We start from the raw sequence: 22,788 nt of genomic DNA, 5'->3' as shown, positions 1-22,788 counted from the left end.
TTGCGGAATTCGTCCGTCCGTTTCAGTCCCATATTCAGTCTCCTTTGTTGCAGTAAATGCTATCAAAGGAGCGGCATCAAACCGCGACAGGTCCAATTTTGATCCAGTCGAAGACAACCTCGAACCTGTAGTCAGCAAAGCATATGTCCGGAATGGCTTGGAGGCGATCACGCAAAACTGGCTGCGATGTAGCAGTGGGCATCAGCTTGTAGGGCAACACACACCCGGACGGCATCTCGGAGTAGTAGCTCACGTCTTCAATCGCGGGAAGGATTGGGCATTCAAAGGTCTGCGGCATCGGCGCGTTCTCTCGCTCTTTTTGTTCCGACTGCAGCTATGTTCGACACCAGACCACTGCAAGCCAAGCGCGAAACCGGGACAACTCCGGTATGAAAGCGATACAGATAAAGCCTTAAATTTCGCAGTCCCCAGACCTATGAAGATCTGAACGACAAGGATTGGGGGGAACACAGGGGCCTGAACATCTTGTGTGCCACCCCCGGCGCGGAGCCTTGTCTTTTGGTCGGCTCAACCCGGCTTGAGCATGACAAGGCTTTTCGCCAGCGCGATGCACGCGCCAATAAGGATGCGGCACTCCGAAGCCCGAGAAAATTGAAAACTGATCCACTGCCCAGAAATTAGCCCAGACGTGCGATTGCATGTGTGAGCGGGGGCAGTCGCCAGATTGGGCCAACAGGCCATCTCTGCCCAATTCTGAGCGCTCTGCGGTACGTTCTGGGGGCAGAGGGACGTACCGAGACGACGAGCGACAGAGCCGCTCGCCGGTTTTTCAGAGGACGTCAGCGCGTCTCATCCACATCTTGTCCAGCGCCCCAAACAGTCAGCAAGAGCTCCAACATCTGGCCTTGGGTGCGGCGCTCCTGCATGCATAAAGCTTTGAAGCGGTCACATACCTCGATGGGCGCCCGAATGTTGACGTTGCTTTCAATCGGTTTGCGCTCGAGGCTCTCCAGCCCTTGAGGCCCCGGGCCGCCGTACTCGGCAAGAGCCAGCGTAAGCAGTTCGTATGCGTCAGCACCTGTCGCGGCCGCGAAGTCGGGGATCCGGTCCAGCGGAAGCCTCGTCGCACCAACCCTGAGCATGGTCACGAGGTTTGGGCGTGAAAAACCCATGGCATGGGCGATGTCATCATTGCTCTTGCCGGATTGGCGCACAGCGTGATCGATAAACGCGGAGGTTTGGCCTTCAGTCATGTCAAGCATCCCTTTCTTGTTGCAGACAGGGACATGATAGATGGACGTACGAACGCCCTTGCTGCGTGGTTCTGACAAGAAGTCCTAGGTTGGGTGGCGTGCTTATTAGGAGGGAGACCTGTTGTGCGGCACGGATCGTGATCGGAACCTTGGAGAGGCGGCTTGGCACGAACATAAGTTGCTTTGCCCAAAGAAATGGTCGCAGTGCACTTTCAGTGGCGGGCTGCGAACTTGGCGCAAGGCTACCCCTAGAAGTGCATGACAGATAACCATCTCAGACGGCGTAATAGTTTCTATACCAGTCGACGAACTGCTGCACGCCCTCGCCGATATTGGTCTGCGGACGGTAGCCGGTCAACTGTTCCAGCAGGCTCGCGTCGGCCCAGGTGGCCGGCACATCGCCGGGCTGCATGTCCATCAGGTTGCGCGTGGTTTTCATCCCCAGCGCAGCCTCGATCGCCTCGATGAAATCGGTCAGCCGCTCGGAACGGGAGTTGCCGATGTTCACCACCCGGTAAGGGGCGACGGGGGACAGGCTGTCGCCTTCGGGAACCGCGCCATCGTCAGGGCGGTCATAGCGGCTCGGCGGGACGGCCTCGAACATCAGAAGGCGAATGGCGCGCACCAGATCCTCCACATAGGTGAAGTCGCGAAACATCTCGCCGTGATTGTAGACGTCGATGGGATCGCCGTTCAGCGTCGCCTTCACGAATTTGAACAGCGCCATATCCGGGCGTCCCCAGGGGCCATAGACCGTGAAGAAGCGGAACATGGTCGTCGGCATGTCATGCAGGTGGGCGTAGGCGTGGCCCATGCCCTCGGTCGCCTTCTTGGTGGCGGCATAGATGGTCATCGGCGTGTCGGCCTTGTCGGCCTCCGAGAACGGCATATCCGTGTTTGCCCCGTAGACCGAGGAGGTCGAGGCCATCAACAAATGCCCCACCTTGTGACGCAACGCGCCCTCCATGACATTGAAGGTGCCGGTGACATTGGCATCCACATAGGCGCGCGGATTCTCAAGGCTGTAGCGCACCCCCGCCTGCCCCGCGAGATGCACCACGATCTCTGGCACGAAAGCATCCATCGCCGCATCCAGCGCATCGCGGTCCTCCAGCATCGCCTCGGTGGCAGTGAAGGTCGGGGACTGCAGCAGCATGGCATGACGACGCTGTTTCAGCGTCACATCGTAGTAGTCTGTCATGCCGTCAAAGCCCGCGACGGTGTGACCTTCGTCCAGCAACAGCCGGGCAAGGTGGTAGCCGATGAAGCCGGCCGTGCCGGTGATGAAAATGCGCGCCATGAGACAGAACCTTTCACAGGAGCCTATTGCAGTGTCGAGCCGTGCTTAGCCTCATTCCGAATAAGTCGCAAAGCCTTGCATTGAGGTCGACAGACATGGACCTTTCAGGAAATATCCCCTGCCCGACCGAACAAAGCCTCTCCACAGACGTCTCAAAGCTCGTGAAACCGCTTCGGGACAGGCAGTGAAGTTGCGGTCAGCCGGCCACGGTGTCGCCGGACGCTGAGCCGGCCACGTTTTCACCGCGGTCGAGCGTCGTGATATAGCGCAGCCGATCAAGATAATAGCGGCGCTGCATCGACCTCTCCACCGGATGGGCAAGGTATTGCGGCAGCCGCTCCCAGGCGCCGGACGCCGCCTCCTCCGAGGTCACATCGGCGGTCTTGTACGGGCTGACATCCGTTGCGTAGCCGGTGCAGGCGAAGTCCTTTGCGTAGGTTTTCACGAACAGGTCAATCACCCACTCAGGCACCGCATTCCAACTGGTGGACGGATCGCGCCGGGCATTGGTGGATTGGTTCTCATGCACAAAGCGGATCGGTTTTCCGAACAGCCGCGCGCCAAGCCGGGCCTCTGCCTCGGCCATGTGTTCGACCCGGAACACCTCATCCACCATCGGGCGTCCGTTCAGATCATGCAGCCAGTCATATTGCAGCTGCACCGTCAGCATACAGTTGAAGACGATGTATTGTTCGAACCCCAGCACCCGACACATGGCCGCATGGGGGTTTGCGTCATTGTCCCGGGTGTAATGGTAGGTGCTGGCCATACGCTCGAACGGATTGCGCACAAAGGTAAAGCTGTGCAACGCATCAAACCGCCGGTAGCCAAGAGCATGCCGCAGATCGACAGCCCGCGCATGAAAGGCAGGCACCTTTTCCCGCCCGCCTTGCATGCCCACGTTATGGGCGACAGACGCCTCGATGCCCGGCAGATGATCGCCCTGCACCCAATGTGACCAAAGCCGCGGGTTGGCCTGTCGCTCCGCATCGGTCAACGGTGTCTCCGGATCGGGCGCGGAGTGTGCCTCGAAGGTCCGCGTCACGGAGGTGCCCGCGGATTTCGGGATATGCACGAAGACCACACCAAGTGCTTCGTTTACCAAAGTGGCCATGAGACCACCTCAGCCGGGGCCCGGTTTCGGACCAAGCCGCGGGTTCAGCCAGACCTGATGGCCGTCCCGCAGCATGTTGTTGTCGTCATGGTGCATGATGCTGTCGTGATAGCAGATCCACCCATTTGCGGTGAAACAGTCCCTGAGTTCGGCTTCGATCTCGTGACTGTGGGTGCCCACGGCAATCACCCGGAAACGCGCGTTCAGCAGATCCATGGAGGGTGGCAGCACCTTGGTTTCGTTGCCCTGGATATCCACATGCATGAAATCCACCAGCGGCGTGTCCCCGATCAGCTCTGCCAGCGACAGCGATTGCTGGATGGCATATTTGTGCGGCCATTTGGGCAGACGATAGAGCCCCTCCTCCCCCTCGATCGGCAAAGCCTTGGTCCGGGCCAGCAAGGTTTCGAGGCTCTGCCCCTCCTCCCCCAGCTGCCGCAGCCCCCAGCTTTGCTCGGGTGTTTCGGTCAGGGGGAACAGGGCAAAGCCCGCGTGTTCCGCAATCAACCCCTGCACCAGCGTGTGATCTTCTGGCGGGATGGCGTTGTCGGCCATTTGTGTTTCGAGGTAGCTGAAATGCATCGGCTCCGCCTCGACCGCAAAGATATGGCGGTCCTCGATCCCCAGCCGTCCCGCCAGCACATGGCAGCGCGACACCCACGGGCCCCAGCCCGCCCCCAGTTCCACGGCCGTCATGCGATCCTGCGCCGTCATCATCGCCCAGGCGAGCGGGATCCACTCCCAGTTGACCATGGGGTTGAGCTGCACGAGGCCCGGCTCCTTGGACGAGCCGCGACGAAACCGCCGCTGCGTGCGTGTGCCCATGGCATCGAGAATGTATCCGTCGGCAACCGCCGTCTCGGTCAGGGGCGGCAAAAGGTCGAGCACAGCAGCAGAAAAGGGCGGCGCATCTGGCATGAAAAAATCCCGGTAAAGATTAACTTTACCGAGATCCTAACCAGTGCAATCTTTAAGACTGGTTAACTCTTCTTCAGTCTTCGGGCCTCAGACCCAACGTCCGATCGCCACCAGATTGATCGCGCGGCCGGTGGTCGACTGGTAGGACATGGCGCAAGCCTCTCCCGTCGTGGGGGTGGTGATGCCCGGCACCGTCCAGTAGCTGGTGGAATGGTTCTGACGTCCCTGCATCAGCGCCGGGGCCACGGTGAACGCCTTTGGATAGGTCCATGTTGTCACGCTGGAACGATAGATCGCGCCCGCCGTGGTGGTCACGTTCACCGTCACCTGCGGGCTCCAGCAGATCTGTGTGCCGTCGGCAAAGCGCACCCAGGTGCCATTGGCGTCCGAGCCGCGCTCGATCACCGCGCCGGTTGGGGTGCCGCCGGATTGCGCCACCGCGCCCAGCAGGTTGCCCGGCCCATAGGCATAGTCAGCGCGCGCCAGCTTGCCCGTCCCGGTGTCCGTGGGGGTGGCCATCACGGCCCCGCCGGAGACCACCCCCGAGGCCGGATCGAAGCTCATCGCAGTGGTCCAGGCGGCCCCATCGGCCGAGACCTTGATCGCGAAAGCATCCGACCCGGCCGTCCCCATTTCTGCCCGGCCCGCCCAGCCGGTCTGGAACAGCAGGCTGGCGGTGTCGCCCGCCGTGGCCTTGTTCACCTTGATCTGGTGGCCCGCGCCCTCGTGGGTCAACAGCGTCGCCGTGCTTGAGACCGACAGCCGGTTGGTCGCATCGGCAGAGGTGTTCACCCCCACCGTGGCGCTTTCCACCGGGATCACCTGCCAGTCCGTGCCGTCAAAGAGCACCTCCACATCCTCGGCCAGCACCAGCGCGCGCCACCCGGTAATCGGGGTGTGATAGACCCACATGTTCTGATCCCACAGGGCGATCTCCCCCACGTGGGCGGCCCAGTCGCCGCTGGCCCCGATGGGCACCAGATAGCGGTCGCCGGTGGACGCTCCGAACGGCGGGGCGGTCTCGTCACGGGCCACCACGGCCAGTTGCACCGCCACATCCAGACGGGCGAGTGCTTCGTTATGAGTGACGTGTTTCTGCGCCTGGGCGGGCAGAAGATAGGGCAGCGACAGCACGGCCGAGACGTCGGACATGGGGGAGACCTCCTCGAAAGCGGAACGGCCTCAGAGGTATGCCCCCGTGGTTAACAGCCCCTTGGGGCATCGCGCGGTACGCGCGTCTCCAAACAAGCGCGGTACGCGCGGCACGCCCAAGCGCGGCTCACTCCCCGCAGCCCCCCAGACCTCAAAGCGGCCCGATATGCCAGACGTGGCGGTTCGGCCCATCGTCACTGTGCGACAGGCTGCGGGCGTGCCCGTCCATCAGGGCCAGCAGCGCATCGCGGTCCAGATGGGTCCAGTCCTCTCCGGCAAAGTTCAGATCCCGCGTCCCCACCGTGTGCCAGTCGTCGATGACGATGGTCGCTGCGTCGCGGTGATCGTCGAGGATACAGGTCAGCTCCTCCATCAATGGCACCTGCCGCGCGCCTTCGCTCTCGCCCAGCTTGGCGCGCGCCGTATCGATGGGATAGCCGTTGAACTTTGAGCTGCCCCAATCGACGCTGCTGTCACCGCTCCAATGCGCATCGAGGTAGAACACGCTTGGCCCGTCCAGATCCGGCACCACCTCTGCCAGCACATCCGCCGAATTGCCCTGCAGGCAGGTGACATTGGGTCGGTGTGCCAGATGCTTCACCGCCTCGGCGTGCAGGGTCTGCGACAGCTCGATGGTGATCACCCGGTCCGCCCAATAGCTGGCGTGCAGCGTGGTGTGGCCGAACAGCGTGCCCGTCTCGACGAAGTTGCACCAGCGCCCGTCCGGTCCATGTGGCGCGCGCTGCAACAGACCGAACAGATGCGCCGGAAATCCCATGCCGGGGGTCAGCACCGCCAGCCGCTGCCCCGTGGCCGCGCAGCTCAGCGTCAGGGGCACCGCACCGGGAAAGCGAAAGCTCACTTGTTTCAACCAGCGCTGATCCTCCGGTTGGCGCAGAAACCACTTGGCATTGTCGGGCAGATCCTCTCCGGGGTCCGAGATCTGCAGCGCCACCGGTTTGCCGTCAGGGTCATGCAACACCGGGCGCACCGCCCCTGCCCCCGATCCCGCCAGCAGCAATAACCCTTCGGCCTGTGGATCTTCGAGATCCAGCCAGGCCCGCTTGCCGGGGAAGTTCAGCCAGCGAAACAGCGGGTTCTGTGAGGTCTGGCTGACAAAGTAATACCGCATGGGAACCCCTTATGATCTGCCCCGACCCTAGGGCCTGCCAACACGATCCGTCCAGCCCGCGCATCACGCAATGGCGGCCTCACCCCCGGGGGCGGCTTTTGATCCATCCAAGAAAGGCCTTGCCCGGCGCCTTGAGCGGGCTGCGCCCGGAGGCCGCCCACCAATGCCGCCACTGTGCCTCCAGGGCGTAGACATCCTCGCCCGGCGCCAATTCCCGGGCTGCCGCCCGCACCGCATCGGACAGGGGCGGCAGGTCGGGACCGGCCTCCACCACGCCATTGCGGCGGCTGACACGGATCACGTCGCCAAGCTCTTCGGTCAACTCATAATCCGGCAGGTTGCCCTCCGCGATCATCTTGCGCAGGGCGGCGCGGAACACCCGCACGGGCGCGGCGCTGCCCGCCTTCTTGTGCAGCACCGGGACCGAAATCCGCCAGGCCTGCTGCCGCCCACAATGCTTGCGCGCCAGCTCGTAGACGCGGCGCTCGAGCGGTTTGCGCAGGCGAAAATAATCACGCGACAGCGTCAGCACCGAGCGCGCCTCGACGGCCCGGAACAGCCAGTCCGACAGCGTTACCCGCACCGACACCATTCGCCCGCCCCGCGACTTGCGCACGATTTCCCAGGCTTCGATCAGGCCGAAGCCGCGCGTGGTCTCCTCGCCCCCCGTCGAGATATTGGTTGTGATGCGCGTGCCGGCGAGCCGTTCAAACGCATCCCGAAGACGGGTGTAGGCATCGCCGCTGGTGTCGCGGTTGGTGGCCACCAGCAGGTCATGCGCCGTCAGCGTCAGGTGCCGGGTGATCTGGCGGCCCAGGTTCACCGCCGCCATCAGCTGGCTCACGCAATAGATCAGGATGTCCTTGTCGTGGATCGTGGCGCGCCCCTTGACCGAGGGCGTGACGGTGATCTCCGCGCCATTGTGCTCATAGGACAGCACCCGCGTGTCGGGCTTCGTCGCCAGGGAAAAGATCGGATGTTCCATGGACGCCAGATCGCCCTTGGGCGAGGCGTCGAACAAATCGCAGACAAAGAAGTCCGCCGTGGGATGCCGGTCAGGGGTCAGCCCCCCTGCTGCGCTGGTCATGATCGTCGCCTGTACACTGCCTGCCCCCTTGTTGTGTGCGCTCCGGTGGTCCGGAATCAGGTTCGGGGGTTCAGTGACACCCTAGAGTTATCCACAATCTGCGTCCACCCGAAGGCCCGCGCTTTTCGGGGGAGCAGAGTCACCGCTTCGGGGGATTGGAGTCGCAGCAACGTGGGATCAGAGTCGCCTCTGCCTGAATTTGGAATGGAAGCCTTTGGTATAAAGGACTCTTTGCTCAGGACATTTGCCTGTAACGAGTACTTTAACCTAGATTTAACAGAGTAATTTCTGTTTGGTGCATCCGTTCCCTTTTGAAATCCTGAGAAAATCCCGCCAATGTGTGCATAACGCTTCCATGTGCGCTGTTTTCAGGTATCATAGGAAAAAAGGCGAACATGTCAGGAGAGACCTCCCAAAGAGGCCCCTGGCGGATAGCGAGCAAAGACCATGAAAAGCCCGACAAAATCCACCAAAACCACCCAGCCTCCCTACGTGGGGCTCGACCCGGATATCGCGGCCACCCAGCTTGAATGCGCCATGGGCACGGCGGACTTCGCGCGCATCGCGCAGGCCTGTGCCTCCGGCAGACAGGATCTCGAAAGCCGCGGGCTGGAGGAAAACGGCAACCGCTCCCTGCGCCTGTTTTCCACCTGGGAAATCACCCGCTACCTGATCCCCGTGGCCACCGGTCACTTCCGCCGCGTGCTCAAGGAAAACCCCGATCTGCCACAGGGCATGTCCGAAACCTCGGGCGGCGCGAAATGGTTTACCCTCGACGAGGTGCTGCAACTGCGCGCCCATTTCGGGGCCAAGGGATCGAAGGCCAAGGACTACCGCCCCTACCGCCCCGACGGTCTGCCCGCCAAGATGCTGGCCGTGGCCAACTTCAAGGGCGGCGTGGGCAAGACCTCCACCGCCGCACATCTCGCCATGTCCGCCGCGCTCGACGGCTACAAGGTGCTGGTGATCGATCTGGACAGCCAGGGCTCCATGACCTCGATATTCGGCGGCCAGGTCCAGGACGAATGGCAGACGGTCTTTCCGCTGCTGGCCCGTCACTACGCCCGCACGCTGCAATCGGACAACCAGGCGCGTGCAGCCCGTGGCGAGGTCCCGCAACCTCTGGACGACACCCTGTCATCGGCCCTGCAGGTGAAGGCCCCCGAATTGATCCAGAAAACCCACTGGCCCAACATCGACCTGATCGGCGCGCAGCTGAACCTCTACTGGGCGGAATTCCAGATCCCGGTCTGGCGCATGAACGCGCGCGGCTGGCGGCTGTGGGACGCGCTGACCGAAAGCCTCGACGAGGACGGCATCCTCGACGAATACGACCTGATCTTCCTCGATACGCCCCCCGCGCTTGGTTACCTGACGATCAACGGACTGGCGGCCGCGGACATCCTGCTGGTCCCCCTCGGCGCGTCGTTCCTGGAGTTCGACAGCACGGGCCGCTTCTTTGACATGTTGCATGCCACCTTCGGCTCCATCGAGGAGGCGGAAAACATCGCGGCACGCGCCTTGGGCCGTGAAGGGCTGGCGTTTGAATGGGACGCGGTGCGCGCCCTCATCACCCGCTATGACAGTAGCCAGCAGGCAGAACTGGCCGCCCTGATGCAAAGCTACCTCGGCCCCACGCTCTCCCCCCACCGTCAGGGCTTCACAGCGCTGATTGGACAAGCCGGCGAGCAGGTGCAAGGCATCTACGAGGCCGACTATCGCGACTTCAATCGCGAAACCTATGCCCGTGGCCGTGAAACGTTCGATGCCACATGGGCCGCCGTCAAAAGCCTGATCATAGGCGCCTGGCGGCGTGACGAGCTGGCCAACCAGCGCGCTGCCGAATGACTGTTTCCTATACGCGGCAGGGGGGCTCTTGGCTTTTCAAATGCTCCGGGGTTCGGGGCCGCGCCCCGGCGCTTTCCACCGTGCGCTGCATTCAGAACTTCTTGATCACATTTTCCAAACTGGTGCCCAGCCAGAGGAGACCCTGACATGGCCAAACGCAGACGCCTGACACCTGCCAACCCGAGCTTCATGGACCCCGCGCCAGAGGTCAAATCCGCACTGCCTCCTGTAGGCGCCACAATGCGTGCCCCTATTGCAGACGTGGCGCGTGAGGCATCGTCGACCGCCGCCATCACGGAGATGGCCGAGACCCTGCGCAGCGCGCGGGAGGGCGGGCGCATGGTGGTGTCCGTGCCATTGGAGGACATCGCGCTCGATTATCTCGTGCGTGATCGTGTCGGCGTTCCTGAAGAGGAGCAAGCCGCCCTGGTGGACAGCATCGCCCGCCGCGGCCAGCAGACGCCGGTGGAGCTTGTGGACCTTGGTGAGGGGGCTGCGCCGCGCTACGGCCTGATTTCCGGCTGGCGACGGGTCATGGCGCTGACAGAGCTGCGGCGTCGTGACAGCGCCGCCTTTGGAGAGGTCTTGGGGCTGTTGCGCCGCCCGGCAGAGGCCAGCCAGGCCTACCTCGCCATGATCGAGGAAAACGAGATCCGCGTGGGGCTGAGCTATTTCGAGCGCGCGCGCATCGCCTTGAAGGCTGTGGAGCAGGGCGCGTTTGAGGACCTTTCCAGCGCACTGTCGGGGCTTTACGAAAATGCCTCCCGCGCCAAGCGGTCAAAGATCAAGAGCTTCACCCTCGTGGTGCAGCATCTCGACGGGGCCTTGCGCTTTCCCCGCGCCATTGGCGAGCGTCTGGGCCTGCAATTGGCGCAGGCGCTGGAAGCGGACCCAGAGCTGTCAGCCCGTCTGCGCACTCAGGTGGCAGAGGGAGACCCGGCGGACTTTGAGGCGGAACAGACCCTGATCCGGGCGGAACTGACCCCACCAAAACCCGCCAAGGCCAAAGCCGAGACACCCGCGCCGAAGCCCAATGCCCCTGTCCACCTGCGCAAGCAGGGGGCGCATCAGGTGCTGCTTGAAGGGCGCGGTGTGGATGCCGCCTTCCTTGCCGATCTCGAAGCCTGGCTGCAGAAGCGGCAAGGCTGAGGGCTCGGCGGGCTTCCCTCGCTCGCTGATCCGTGGTTCAACGTCAGTCGATCAACCGGAGGTCAGGCTGACGTGCTGCACCGCATCCGGCGGCTGTTCGGGATCTATGCCGCCTATCACCTGCCCGAAGACAGCGCCCATCCGCGCCGCGATCGCCTGCTGTTGATCCCGCCCTTTGTCCGGGCCGGGGCGCGCGCCTTTCCCCATGCCATACGGTGGGCGCGGATGCGCGATCCGGCGGCGCGGGCGCGGGTAAAGCAGTTGCTCGACCTCTCGGGCCCGGCGCCCCTGGCCTTGGATGCGCGCTTGTTCGAGCCCCCTTCGGCTGGCCCTGATCCGCAAGCTGTAACGATTGTCATGCCGGTGTACGGCGGCCTGCCCTTGCTGCGGCAGGCACTGGACCATGTGGTCCGACACACGGATATCCCGTGGCGGATCATTCTGATCGACGATGCCTCCCCCGATGACGTCACCCTGCCCTTCCTGAGGGATTGGGCCGCGCAGCATCCTGCGATACTGCTGGAAAATGCGCAAAACCTCGGCTTCGTCGGGTCGGTCAACCGTGGTCTGGCGGAGGCCATGGCCCACCCCGATCCCGTCGTCTTGCTGAACTCTGATGCCTTGGTCCCGGACGGCTGGGCGCGCCGTCTACTGCGCCCGTTGCTGGAGGATGCGCGCGTGGCCTCTGTCACGCCCATGTCTAACGATGCGGAGCTTGGGTCGATCCCGGAACCGGGGCGCGCCAGTCCGATCACCGCCGAGGAGGCTGCACAGATCGACTGTTTCGCGCGCGAAACAAATGGCGTTGCGTGGGTCCCGGCAGTGGCCGGCGTCGGATTTTGCATGGCGCTTTCACGCGAGGCGCTGGAGGCCATACCGCGGTTTGACGAGGCTTTTTCTCCCGGGTACGGCGAGGAAGTGGACTGGTGCCAAAAGACCCGCGCGTCAGGGTGCACCCATGTCTATGTGCCCAACCTCTACGTGGCGCATGTCGGGGGGCAAAGCTTTGGCTCTGCGCAAAAGCAGGCTCTGATCCAGCGCAATTCAGCGATCCTCACGCGGCGCTATCCGCGCTTTGATGCGGAGGTGCACGGCTTCTTGCGGCGCGATCCGCTTGTGACGGCACGTCTGGCGCTTGGGCTGGCGCGGGCTGAGGTCACGCGCGACGCGCCCTTGCCGATCACCCTCGCGCATTCCATGGGCGGCGGGGCAGAGACGGATCTGCAGCGCCGTCTGCACGCGGATCTGGAACGCGTCGGCCACGCGCTGGTGATCCGCGTGGGGGGCATGTTCCGCTTCACGCTGGAGCTGTGGACCCGGCGGCCTGACGGCGGCCACGGGATGACGGCTGCGGGCACGGCCGAGTGGGACCATGTCACCCGCCTTCTGGCCCCTGTGACGCAGCGCGCTCTGGTCTATTCCTGTGGTGTGGGCGATCCGGATCCGATCACCCTGCCGGACCTGCTGCTGTCTTTACGCCAACCCAGCGACAGGCTGACGGTGCTGATGCACGACTATTTCCCGCTCTCTCCAAACCCGACCCTGTTGGAGGACGGCGAGCACTGGCGTGGTCTGCCGGACCCGGCAAGCACCTCTCCTCGGCATGAAACCCGCCGCCCTGACGGTGCGCCTGTGCCGCTGTCGGTCTGGCGGGCGACTTGGGGGAGGTTGCTGTACGCCGCGGATCGGGTGGAGCATTTCAGCCGCGCCAGCCAAAATCTGACCGAGGCCGCCTACCCCGGCACGCCCTCGGACCTGCGCCCACACGCCCTGCCGGTCGCGGTCCCACCCCTGCCCCGCCCCGCGCCAGAGGCCCCTTGCGTGCTGGGCATCCTCGGCAGTCTTGCCCCACACAAAGGCGCTGCCTTGGCAGAGGCGCTCAGCCGCGAGACCGGGCGGAACAGAGACTGTTCGCTTGTCCTTCTGGGCGGGATCGACCCCGCTCACCGGCTGCATGCCCCCGCCCGGCATCATGGACGCTACGACGTGGGCGACCTGCCCCGGCTGGCCGCGCGCTACGGCGTGACTTGCTGGCTGATCCCGTCGCTCTGGCCGGAGACGTTTTCCTTTACCACGCACGAGGCGCTGGCCACCGGGCTGCCTGTCATGGTCTTTGACCTTGGCGGCCAGGGCGAGGCAGCCCGTGCCGCCCCGAACGGTCATCCTGTGCCGCTGGATCTGGCCGGTGATCCGGGGGGGCTGCTGGCCCGTGCCATTTCCCTGAGCCAGGATCAGACGTGATCCGCCCGGGACGACCGGCATGTATAGAGTCTGTTTCGCGCGCGAAACAAAGGCGCCTTACATCTCCAGCAGCATCTTGTGATCCCGGCGCAGCAGCATCAGCCCAAGCACCATGGAGACCAGCGCCACAACCAGGACGTAGGGCTCCGAGACATACGGCGCGTCATAATTCGGGTAGAACCCGCGCCGCATCAGGCCGACGATATGCACCAGCGGGTTGAACCAGACATAATCGCTGTAGGGCTGGGGGATCGTGTCAAAGATGAAGAAGATGCAGGACAGCAAGAACAGCGGACGCATGGCGATGGACCAGATCCGCTGGTAGACCGGAAATCGCACGGTCATGTAGCTGTTCCACGTGCCGATCCCCAGCGCCAGCAGGCCCGCCAGCCCGTAGGCCTTGAGGATGGTCAGCCCATCCATGACCACGCGGGTTTCAAACAGCAACAGGATGCCCCCCAGCACGATATAATTCACCAACAACTGTGTCATCATGTTCAGGACAAACCGTGCCACCAGCGCATCGACAAAGGTCACGCGCGGATAGATCAGCAGTTGGCGCGAGTAATTCAGTGTCTGTGCCAGCTTGCCCGCGATGTCGGCAAACATGAGATAGGGCAGCATCCCGGTGGCATAGAACATGGCAAAGCTGATCCCCAGCGCGGGCGAACGAAACCCGATTGAGAAGATTCCCGTCAGCAAGGCAATGCCGGCAACAGGCTCCAGCACAGCCCAAAGATAGCCCCCCGGAGAGCGTCCATAGGTGGTGGACATCTCTCGCAATATCAGCGCCGTGATGGCACGCAGGGTGGCAAATCGTGGCAAGGTCCGGGGGCTGGGCCGCGGACGTGGACGTTGCGGGGCGGGCAGGTCGGTCATCGTGGTGCGTCCCTTTGGGGCGACGTCCGCGGGGGACAGATGGCCCGACTATAAGCGCGGGCCTACGGGGCTTGTCCATCCCCCCATCCGGGCTTGTGGGTTTCGGTGCGGCAGGGGTGGACAGCGCGCGCATCATGCTCCTAGCTAGAACACAGCGCCATGCAACCGTATGGCGAAGAAACTGACATCTTGGGGGTTTTCCCGTGACCCAGCAGCCGCCCGGTACGCCGCGCCAGCCCACAGTCCAGACACCTGAGGGTCAAAGACCCGCGGCCCAAGAGCCCGCCGGTCAGGGCGCCGCGGCTCGACCTCAACAGGCGCCGCAAAAGCCGGGACCCGCCGCGCAACCGGGGGGGCCGGGTCCGCACAAGCCGAAACCCAACCCCGGCCCGTCGCACCAGGGAGAGGTCCGCGCGCCAGCGCCGAAAATGGCCTCCTCCGCGCGTCTGCGCAAACGGCATTGGGGTGTGTTGGCGAGCTTCGTTCTGGGGGTGGTGTTGCCGATATTGGTGGTGGGCTGGTATCTCTGGACCAAGGCGGCCGATCAATACGCCTCCACCGTGGCATTTTCCGTGCGCACGGAGGAAAACAACTCCGCGCTCGAATTGCTGGGCGGCATCACGTCGCTGTCCGGATCGTCCTCCTCGGACACCGATATCCTGTTCGAATACCTGCAAAGCCAAAAGCTGGTCTCTGATATGGATGCTGCCGTGAACCTGCGCGCCATCTGGTCGAAGCCGCTGGATCAGGACCCCTATTTCGCGTTTGATCCCGCAGGCTCGATCGAGGACCTGGTGGCCCATTGGGACCGCATGGTGGACATCTATTACGACGATGGCGCCGGGTTGATCGAGGTGCGCGCCCGTGCCTTCACCGCCAAGGATGCGCAGCTGATTTCGAGCACGCTGTTCGGGCAGTCGTCGGCCATGATCAACGATCTGTCGGCCATCGCCCGCGAGGATGCCATCGGTTACGCCCGGCAGGATCTCGAGGCCGCGCAGGACCAGCTCAAGACCGCGCGCGAGGCGGTGACGCTGTTTCGCAATGCCAACCAGCTGGTGGACCCGTCAGTGGATCTGCAAACCCAGGCCGGGCTTCTGGGCACGCTCGAAGGGCAGCTCGCCGATGCGCTGATCGAATTCGATCTGTTGCGGTTGTCCACACGGTCGGACGACCCGCGCATCACACAGGCGGAACGGCGCATCGACGTGATCCAGGACCGCATCAATGCCGAACGCCGCAAGCTGGGTCTTGCAGGCGGCACCGCGGAGGGGGACGACGTCTACGCCAACCTCTTTGGCGAATACGAACGGCTGGTGGTGGATCGGGAATTTGCCGAAGCCAGCTACACCGCCGCGCGGGCGTCTTATGAATCCGCGCAGGCCGAGGCCCGGCGTCAAAGCCGCTACCTCGCCGCCTATGTGAAACCGACGCTGGCCGAGAGCGCGCGTTTCCCGGAACGTGGCGTGCTGCTGGGACTTGCGGCGCTGCTGATCTTGCTGGTGTGGGGGACGATCGTGTTGGTGATCTATGCGCTGAAGGACCGGAGGTAGCGGCATGTTTCGCGCGCGAAACAGACCCTATATTGCCCCAACAGGAGGGTGCTGGCGTGATCCGGTTTGAAAACCTCACCAAGGAATATGTCACCGACGGCAAGGTCAAAACCGTGGTGCGGGATCTGTCGCTGACCGTACCCACGGGCCGGTCGGTGGGGCTTTTGGGGCGCAATGGCGCGGGCAAGTCGACGCTGCTGCGCATGGTCTCCGGCGCGACAAAGCCCACGTCGGGCCGGGTCGTCACCACCGGCAACGTGTCCTGGCCGGTGGGTTTTGCCGGGTCGTTCCACCCGGATCTGACAGGGCTTCAGAACTGTCGTTTCATCGCGCGCATCTATGGCGTGGACACGGACGAGCTGGCCGCCTTTGTCGAGGAATTTGCCAACCTCGGTATGAGCTTTCGGCTGCCGTTTCGCACCTATTCCTCGGGGATGCGGTCGCGTCTGGCCTTTGGGATTTCCATGGGCATCCAGTTCGATCTGTATCTGGTGGATGAGATCACGGCGGTGGGCGATGCGGCGTTTCGCGAGCGCTCCGACAAACTGTTCAAGGCGCGGCTGAGGAATGCCGGGGCCATGGTCTGCAGCCACGCGATCCCGCAGATCCGGCTTTTGTGCGACTGTGGCATCGTGCTGGATGAGGGGTATGGGTACTACTACGAGTATCTTGAAGACGCCATTGACCACCACAGGGATGTCATGGACCGGCTGTCTCGTCGGTAGGGGGCGTGTTTCGCGCGCGAAACAGACCCTATTGCGCCTGAAATCTCATGTTATGCTCTTCAAAGGCCGTGCTCAAACCCGCCCCAACGCAGCCACCAGCCACAAGAACGCATCTGCGACATAGTCGTGCCTTTGGACGCCGAAGCGGCGCAGCGCGCGCGCGCGGGCTGGGCCGTACCGTGGCGCCGTATCGATGGCCTGAAGCAGAGCGCGGGCCTCGGGCTTGAGATGCGGGTGGGCCTGCCTCAGTGCGGTCCGGTTCGCCGCCTGCAGTATCGGCCCGTCACGGCCCAGCACCACGGCCATGCGCGCCAGCCGCGCCGCCAGGCCCCTTGGTGCGCCCAGAACATTGTCGCCGTGCTGGCGGTACTCCAGCCGCGCCACAGGGTCGTTGATCACCGTGCCGCCCGCGCCGGTGATAAGCAGGTACAGCCACCAATCGTGATAGGGGACAGGCACGGGGCCGACGGCGCGGACCAGCGCCACGGCCTGCGCGTTCAGCACCGTCGCATGGCCGGACAGCCGGTTTTCCACCAGCGCATTGCCGCATGACGGGCCGCCGCGATAGCTGCGGGACAGGCCCAGCGGCGTGCCGTCAGCGCGGACATGCCGACTGCGCGCGCTATAGGCGGCCGGACCGGGAGGTGCCGTTTCAAGGTATAACAGAGCCTGTTTTAGCTTGTCAGGATACCAGACATCGTCTTGATCGGACAGCGCCACCGGGCCGTCAGACAGGGTCGGATCACACAGCAGATCAAGGAAATGCGCCGCGGCCCCCCAGGGCGAGCCATGACTTGGGCCCTGACGCAGGATGACGCGACTGGGGTGATCGGCGCGAAACCGTTCCAAAATGGCACGCGTGCCGTCCGTGGACCCATCATCAGAAGCGACCAGCCGCCAGTCCACCCCTTCCTGCGCCGCAATGGAGGCCAGTTGCGCCTCCAGATGGGCGGCGCCCTGATGGCAGGCCATCAGGATGGTCACGGCAGGTAGATGGTCATCGGTCATCAGCACGCCTTTCCGAGGAGTCGGTCCCGCCCCTGGCAGGGCTCAGAAAGGCAAAGCGCCTGACCTCCGGACGCTTGCACCCTGCCTGCGGACGCCCTGCAGAAGGCAGGACATCAAAACACGGTGCTGCTTAAGGTGTGGTTAAGTCCGACAGGCCAATAGTGTCAGCCGATATGTTTTCCTTGCCGGAAAACCTGTGGGCAGCCGCCCCGGCGCGATGCCTTGGCGTGCTGCGGTTCTTAAAGGTAGCAGACATGTACATTTCAGACCCAAGATACACCGGTCAGTGGCATTTCAACCTTCTCGGCGACATCGAGGCGATCTGGGAAAATTACAGCGGCGCAGGGGTGTCCGTTGCGGTCTATGATGACGGCATGGACCAGGGCCATGTGGATCTGGCGGCCAATTACGACGCGAGCAGGCACTATAACGGGCGTCTTTATGACAACGGTCTGCATGACACGTCCGAGGATGGGCACGGCACCTCTGTTGGCGGGCTGATCGCTGCGGCGCTCAACGGTGTGGGCGGTGTCGGCGTGGCCTGGGGGGCGCAGCTGACCTCCGTCGATTATCTTGGGACGGTGCAGAGCGCGGCATGGAGCGTTCAGCTCGACGTGCTGGAACACGCGTCGACCTTTGACATCGTGAACCAAAGCTACGGCGTCACCCCGGATTATGACATCGACTCCGATGCGGGCGACAGGGGCTCCTGGGCCTATGACGAGGCGCAGGCCTTTCTGTATGCGGCGACCAATGGGCGTGACGGGTTGGGCACGATCCTTATCAAAGCGGCGGGCAATGAAGCCAACAGCTATCTGGCGGACTATGGCATTCTCGGCAATGCCCAGGGGGAAGCGCACAACACCCTGCACACGGTCATCACCGTCGGTGCCTTCGAAGAAGACGGCTCCGTCGCGTATTATTCCAACTACGGCCACAACCTGCTGATCTCCGCCCCGGCGGCCTCGAACACCACGGACCGCACAGGCTCTGCCGGCTACGAGAGCGGCGCCTATACCGAAGACTTTGGCGGCACCTCCGCTGCAACGCCGGTGACGGCGGGCGTCATTGCGCTGATGCTGGAGGCCAATCCCGACCTCGGCTACCGCGATGTGCAGACCATCCTGGCCCTGTCCGCCGCACAGACAGGGTCCGCTTATGGCACCGGGGCAGACGGGCACGAGTTGGACCGCTGGATGGCCCTGGGCGGTGAGACCTGGAACGGCGGGGCCATGACGTTCCACCAGAATTACGGCTTCGGCGCGGTGGATGCCTTTGCCGCCGTGCGCATGGCCGAGGTCTGGGGGCTGTACAAGGGTGGCGTGGCCTCGACCCAGAACACTCTGATATCCATGAGTTATTCGGACTACCCGAATGCGGTGATCCGAGACAATGCTCATGCAGATGCGACCATCACGGTGAATGCGGGTCTGGTCATCGAACATGTCTATGTGACGGTGGACATTCAGCACACGTTTGCCGCCGATCTGGTGGTCGATCTGATCACCCCTGATGGCGAGGTGATCAATCTCGCCGATCGCGAAGGCGGCGACGCTGGTATCGCGAGCGACTGGACCTTTGGCGTGGCATCCTTGCGGGGCATGTCCAGCGATGGGGCGTGGACGGTGCGGGTGACGGACACCTCTTCCGGCGACACCGGGAGGCTTTACGATGTCGGGCTGGAATTCCTCGGCGCTTATGAACATGCAGACGACATCTGGACCGTGACGGAGGATTTTCGCGCGCTGCAGTCGGTCGAAACTGCGCGCGGGCGGTTCAGCGACACCAACGGCGGCAGAGATACCCTGAACGCGGTGGCCCTGCAGGAGGATGTCATCCTCAGCCTGGGCGATGCCGACATCGACGGGGTGCTGAACGTCGGCGGCGCGGTCTGGGCCCGGCTCACCGATGGCGCGATCGAGAACGCCGCCACCGGCGACGGTGACGACCGACTGACCGGCTCGGCGGGGAACAACACGCTGATGGCCGGACGCGGCTCAAACGTGGTCACAGGTGGCGGCGGGCAGGACAGCCTTTTCGGGCTGGGCGACGCAAACGTGCTGGTTGCTGAGGGACGCGGGCTTTATGGGCTCGAGGCCTCCGACCAGGTGTTTCGCCTGTTCGATACGGTCTTTGGCCGCGCGCCCGGCGAGACCGGGCATCAGGGCTACACGGCGCAGCTTGCCAACGGGCAGGTCACGCTCGAGGAGCTGGCCGCCACTTTCATCACCGCGCCGGAGTTCGAGGCCCGCTACGGAGCCTCCACCAGCAACGAGGCCTTCGTCACGCTGCTGTTCCAGAACGTCTTTGACCGCGATCCCGCCCCGCGCGGGCTGGCGGTCTGGACCGCCGAGCTGGACAACGGCACCAGCCGGGCCGAGCTGGTGGCGCGCTTCTCCGAGACGGCGGAGCACATCACCCGCACCGAGGCGGCGCAGGAAGCCTTTGACGCCACCGACCCGACGGAGCTGGCAGGGGTGGTGTTCCGTCTCTACCGCGCGGTGCTTGACAGGGTTCCGGCACAAGGTGGGTTCCTCAACTGGCACAACGCGCTGGATCGGGGCATGGAACAGGTCGAGGTGGTGGCGCTGTTCATGGAAAGCGACGAGTTCCAAGCGCGCTTTGGCGGCAGCAGCAACGAGGATTTCGTGCGCCTGCTGTTCAACAACGTGCTGGGCCGACAACCGGCGCAGAGCGGGCTGGAGGCCTGGACCGCGCGGCTCGACGCCGGTGACAGCCGTGCAGAGCTGGTGGCCGATTTCATGAACACGCCGGAGTTCGTGCAGCGCACGGCGGCGTCTTTGGACATCTTCATGCAAGGGTTCGGCGAGGACGACACGCTGCTGGCCATGTCGGAGACCGCCGTGCTGTCGGGCGGCCTGTTCGCGGACACCTTCCAGTTCGTCGCGCCGGGGACAGGGCACAGTCTGGCAGCCTCCCTCGTCACCTCGTCCCAGGTGGTCACCGACCTGGAGGCCTGGGACCGGGTCCGTCTGGATGGCTTCGGCTACGACGCCGCCCAAGAGGCACTGGACCACTTCCGCCAGGACGGTGACGACGTGATCTTTGCCGACCATGGGATGACGATCACCTTCCTCAACACGGATCTGGCGATGATCGACGCAGAGATGATCTCCCTCACCACTCTGGCGGCGTAGCGCGCAGATAACGCGGGCGATATGTCCCCCTTTCCGATGGGGCCGTTTGCAATTTGTGCAAAGATTTATCCGAAGGCCGTTTTCACGGCGCATCTCGGGCCGGATAGCGCCATGATTTCACTTCAACTTTTCCAAGATCCCCCTAGGGAACGGGAAAGGAAGAGTGATGGACGTGGCCAGCGACCTTGAACGCTACATGCTGGAGTTGATCAATGCGGAACGGGCGGCCAATGGGCTGGCCCCTGTGATGTTGGAACAGAATCTCAACACCTCCGCCGATGCGCATAGCCAGTGGATGAGCGATGCCGACACCTTCAGTCATACCGGCGTGGACGGGTCGAGCCATACGGATCGCATCATTGCTGCGGATTTCGATCTGGAGGGGCGCTGGCGCACCACCGAAAACATCGCGGCGGTCAGCGTGACGGGCGCCGGCAGCCTCTATGACGAGGTGGACCGGCTGCACGAAAACCTGATGAACAGCCCTTCGCACCGGGCAAACATCCTTGATCCGGATGTCTCCGTGTTGGGGATCGGCATCGTGCAAGGGCCGATGACCTACGGCAATGGCACCAGCTACAACAGCGTCATCGTCACCCAGAACTTTGCCGCCACCACCACCGGCGTTCTGGATCTGGATCTGGCGGGGGATGGCACGGACAACGCGGTCACGGGCGGTGCGGGCGACGATTACCTGGCAGGCGCTGCTGGCTCTGACACGATCAGTACCGGCGCAGGTGACGATACGGTCGATGCAGGCAGCGGGAATGACCGGATCGAGGTTGGTACGCTGTCGGGGGATAAGGTGATCTCTGGCGGCAGTGGCAATGACCGGGTTGATGTCTCCATGCGCGAGAGTGATGCGCATATGCGGGTCGATGATGGAAAGCTGGTTGTTGCCGGTCGCACCGGAGAGATGGTGCTCGACGGGGTCGAGTGGTTGGACTTCGATGATGGCGCGGTGAACGTCGCGCAGGCCCTCGCCACGCTGGATGCGCCGGCAGGTCGTACTGTTGTGGGCGATCGTAGCGATGATCTGTTGGCCGGAGCCGCAGGCAATGACTTGATTTGGGGGCAGGGCGGTACGGACAGGCTGGACGGCGGTGCCGGAGACAACGTGCTGATCGCGGAGGCGCGGGGCCTGCTGGGAACCGATATATCGGCGCAGGTCTATCGACTTTTCGACACGGTTCTGGGACGTGAGCCGAGGGCTGACGGGCACCAGGGCTATATCCGCGCAATGGCGACGGGGACGCTGAATCTGGACGAATTGTCCGAGCAATTGACGGGCTCTGCGGAGTTCGAACAGCGTTATGGGTCCCTTGATGATGAGGCATTCGTAACGCAGCTCTTCCGCAACGTGCTGGGCCGTGATCCGGCGGATTCCGGGCTGACGGCCTGGACCCGTGCCATTGAAAACGGAATGACGCGGTCGGAAGCGGCCTTGGCCATATCCGAGTCGCCCGAGCATATCCGGATCACGCAAGCGGGGCTGGACGCCTTTGAAGCGCAGGTCGACACGGCCACCTGGACGGACACGGTCTATAGGTTGTTTGGAGCGGTGATGGGGCGTGAGCCAGCCGCTTCCGGTCTTGAGGCCTGGTCTCATGCGATTGCCAAGGATGGCGACCTTTCTCACATCGTGGAGCAGTTCATGGATACACCTGAGTTTGAAGGTATCTATGGAGATAGCGATGACACCGAATTCATGACCTTGCTGTTCCGAAATGTACTGGGGCGCGAACCCGCGGCCTCCGGGCTGGCAGCCTGGTCTGGTCGCTTGGCTGCAGGGGACAGCCGTGCCGAGGTGGTGAGCGATTTTATCAACTCGGCGGAGTATACCTTGAAAACCACACCCGCGCTGGAGACCTTCATGCGCACGAAGGCGGTGGATGATGTCCTGACACCAGGAGCCGGAAACAGCATCATGTCAGGCGGCTTTGGCTCTGACAGCTTTGTCTTTTCCGCTGGCGAAGAGGGCGCGCATGAGATCACCGATTTCGAAAATTGGGACCAGCTGTCGCTGGGCAATTTCGGTTACGGAACGGCAGATGATGCCTTGGTGCATTTCACACAGGATGGCGATGATGTGGTCTTTGAGGATCAAGGCGTGCGCATCGTGCTGAATGACTGGAATATTGAGGCGCTGACGCCGGAGATGATCGACGTCGCCTGATCCTTTCAGGTCGAACGGATCTCTTTGAGGCCGCGACAGGGCAGCTAAAGGGCATTCAGGCAGCACACACGTGGCCTGACCAAGTCAAACCACCTGTGGTCCAGGTCGAGCGGATGAAGCGAACGATCACGGAG

General features: G+C 63.4%; 16 protein-coding genes. 7 read left to right on the top strand and 9 right to left on the bottom strand.

Features of this window, described 5'->3' with window-relative positions; genetic code table 11:
• Nucleotides 1-800: 800 nt before the first annotated feature.
• The 7 genes from GGQ68_RS22845 to GGQ68_RS22815 all read right to left on the bottom strand — a co-directional run bounded on the left by GGQ68_RS22845 (nucleotide 801) and on the right by GGQ68_RS22815 (nucleotide 7,917).
• Nucleotides 801-1,214, bottom strand: a complete 414-nt coding sequence (locus GGQ68_RS22845) for an XRE family transcriptional regulator (RefSeq protein WP_183970127.1) — start codon at nucleotides 1,212-1,214, stop codon at nucleotides 801-803.
• Between the two features lie 274 nt (nucleotides 1,215-1,488).
• On the bottom strand, nucleotides 1,489-2,514 hold the full coding sequence (locus GGQ68_RS22840) for an SDR family NAD(P)-dependent oxidoreductase (RefSeq protein ID WP_183970125.1): 1,026 nt from the start codon (nucleotides 2,512-2,514) through the stop codon (nucleotides 1,489-1,491).
• Nucleotides 2,515-2,710: 196 nt separating this feature from the next.
• Nucleotides 2,711-3,628 (bottom strand): sulfotransferase family 2 domain-containing protein, encoded by a 918-nt coding sequence (locus GGQ68_RS22835; protein WP_183970123.1) that lies wholly within the window; start codon nucleotides 3,626-3,628, stop codon nucleotides 2,711-2,713.
• Nucleotides 3,629-3,637: 9 nt separating this feature from the next.
• Complete coding sequence (locus tag GGQ68_RS22830) at nucleotides 3,638-4,546, bottom strand: class I SAM-dependent methyltransferase (RefSeq protein ID WP_183970121.1); 909 nt, start codon at nucleotides 4,544-4,546, stop codon at nucleotides 3,638-3,640.
• An 87-nt stretch (nucleotides 4,547-4,633) separates the two neighbouring features.
• Nucleotides 4,634-5,698: a DUF2793 domain-containing protein gene (locus tag GGQ68_RS22825; protein WP_183970119.1), complete on the bottom strand. Its 1,065-nt coding sequence runs from the start codon at nucleotides 5,696-5,698 to the stop codon at nucleotides 4,634-4,636.
• Nucleotides 5,699-5,849: 151 nt separating this feature from the next.
• Nucleotides 5,850-6,830, bottom strand: coding sequence for an O-methyltransferase (locus GGQ68_RS22820; RefSeq protein WP_183970118.1), 981 nt, complete (start codon nucleotides 6,828-6,830; stop codon nucleotides 5,850-5,852).
• A gap of 79 nt (nucleotides 6,831-6,909) precedes the next feature.
• Entirely contained in the window at nucleotides 6,910-7,917 is a 1,008-nt protein-coding gene (locus tag GGQ68_RS22815; RefSeq protein ID WP_183970116.1) for a replication initiator protein A, read from the bottom strand.
• A 447-nt stretch (nucleotides 7,918-8,364) separates the two neighbouring features.
• Here GGQ68_RS22815 and GGQ68_RS22810 point away from each other — a divergent pair, with 447 nt between their 5' ends.
• From GGQ68_RS22810 to GGQ68_RS22800, 3 genes are all read left to right on the top strand, one after another.
• A complete protein-coding gene (locus GGQ68_RS22810; protein ID WP_183970114.1) occupies nucleotides 8,365-9,765 on the top strand; it encodes an AAA family ATPase in 1,401 nt (466 codons plus the stop codon).
• Nucleotides 9,766-9,912: 147 nt separating this feature from the next.
• Nucleotides 9,913-10,914, top strand: a complete 1,002-nt coding sequence (locus tag GGQ68_RS22805; protein WP_183970112.1) for a ParB/RepB/Spo0J family partition protein — start codon at nucleotides 9,913-9,915, stop codon at nucleotides 10,912-10,914.
• A gap of 72 nt (nucleotides 10,915-10,986) precedes the next feature.
• A complete protein-coding gene (locus GGQ68_RS22800) occupies nucleotides 10,987-13,155 on the top strand; it encodes a glycosyltransferase (RefSeq protein ID WP_183970110.1) in 2,169 nt (722 codons plus the stop codon).
• Nucleotides 13,156-13,212: 57 nt separating this feature from the next.
• On the opposite strand, the gene GGQ68_RS22795 is transcribed toward GGQ68_RS22800, so the two are convergent.
• Complete coding sequence (locus tag GGQ68_RS22795; RefSeq protein ID WP_183970108.1) at nucleotides 13,213-14,034, bottom strand: ABC transporter permease; 822 nt, start codon at nucleotides 14,032-14,034, stop codon at nucleotides 13,213-13,215.
• A 428-nt stretch (nucleotides 14,035-14,462) separates the two neighbouring features.
• Between GGQ68_RS22795 and GGQ68_RS22790 the strand changes: the two genes are divergently transcribed.
• On the top strand, nucleotides 14,463-15,587 hold the full coding sequence (locus GGQ68_RS22790; RefSeq protein WP_183970106.1) for a KpsE/RkpR family capsule polysaccharide export protein: 1,125 nt from the start codon (nucleotides 14,463-14,465) through the stop codon (nucleotides 15,585-15,587).
• 56 nt (nucleotides 15,588-15,643) lie between these two features.
• The gene (locus tag GGQ68_RS22785) at nucleotides 15,644-16,312 is read left to right on the top strand and encodes an ATP-binding cassette domain-containing protein (protein WP_183970104.1); all 669 of its coding nucleotides are present in this window, start codon (nucleotides 15,644-15,646) and stop codon (nucleotides 16,310-16,312) included.
• A 72-nt stretch (nucleotides 16,313-16,384) separates the two neighbouring features.
• Here the strand turns inward: GGQ68_RS22785 and GGQ68_RS22780 are convergent, their stop codons facing one another.
• Nucleotides 16,385-17,320 (bottom strand): glycosyltransferase, encoded by a 936-nt coding sequence (locus GGQ68_RS22780; protein WP_183970102.1) that lies wholly within the window; start codon nucleotides 17,318-17,320, stop codon nucleotides 16,385-16,387.
• A 254-nt stretch (nucleotides 17,321-17,574) separates the two neighbouring features.
• Between GGQ68_RS22780 and GGQ68_RS22775 the strand changes: the two genes are divergently transcribed.
• Entirely contained in the window at nucleotides 17,575-20,478 is a 2,904-nt protein-coding gene (locus tag GGQ68_RS22775; RefSeq protein ID WP_183970100.1) for a DUF4214 domain-containing protein, read from the top strand.
• Nucleotides 20,479-20,644: 166 nt separating this feature from the next.
• Complete coding sequence (locus GGQ68_RS22770; protein WP_183970098.1) at nucleotides 20,645-22,654, top strand: DUF4214 domain-containing protein; 2,010 nt, start codon at nucleotides 20,645-20,647, stop codon at nucleotides 22,652-22,654.
• Nucleotides 22,655-22,788 lie beyond the last annotated feature (134 nt).

The sequence above is a fragment of the Sagittula marina genome (assembly GCF_014196795.1).
GTDB classification, from domain to species: Bacteria; Pseudomonadota; Alphaproteobacteria; order Rhodobacterales; family Rhodobacteraceae; genus Sagittula; species Sagittula marina.
The sequence above is the reverse complement of the archived record's forward strand: the minus strand, read 5'-3'. Positions and strand labels throughout refer to the sequence as shown.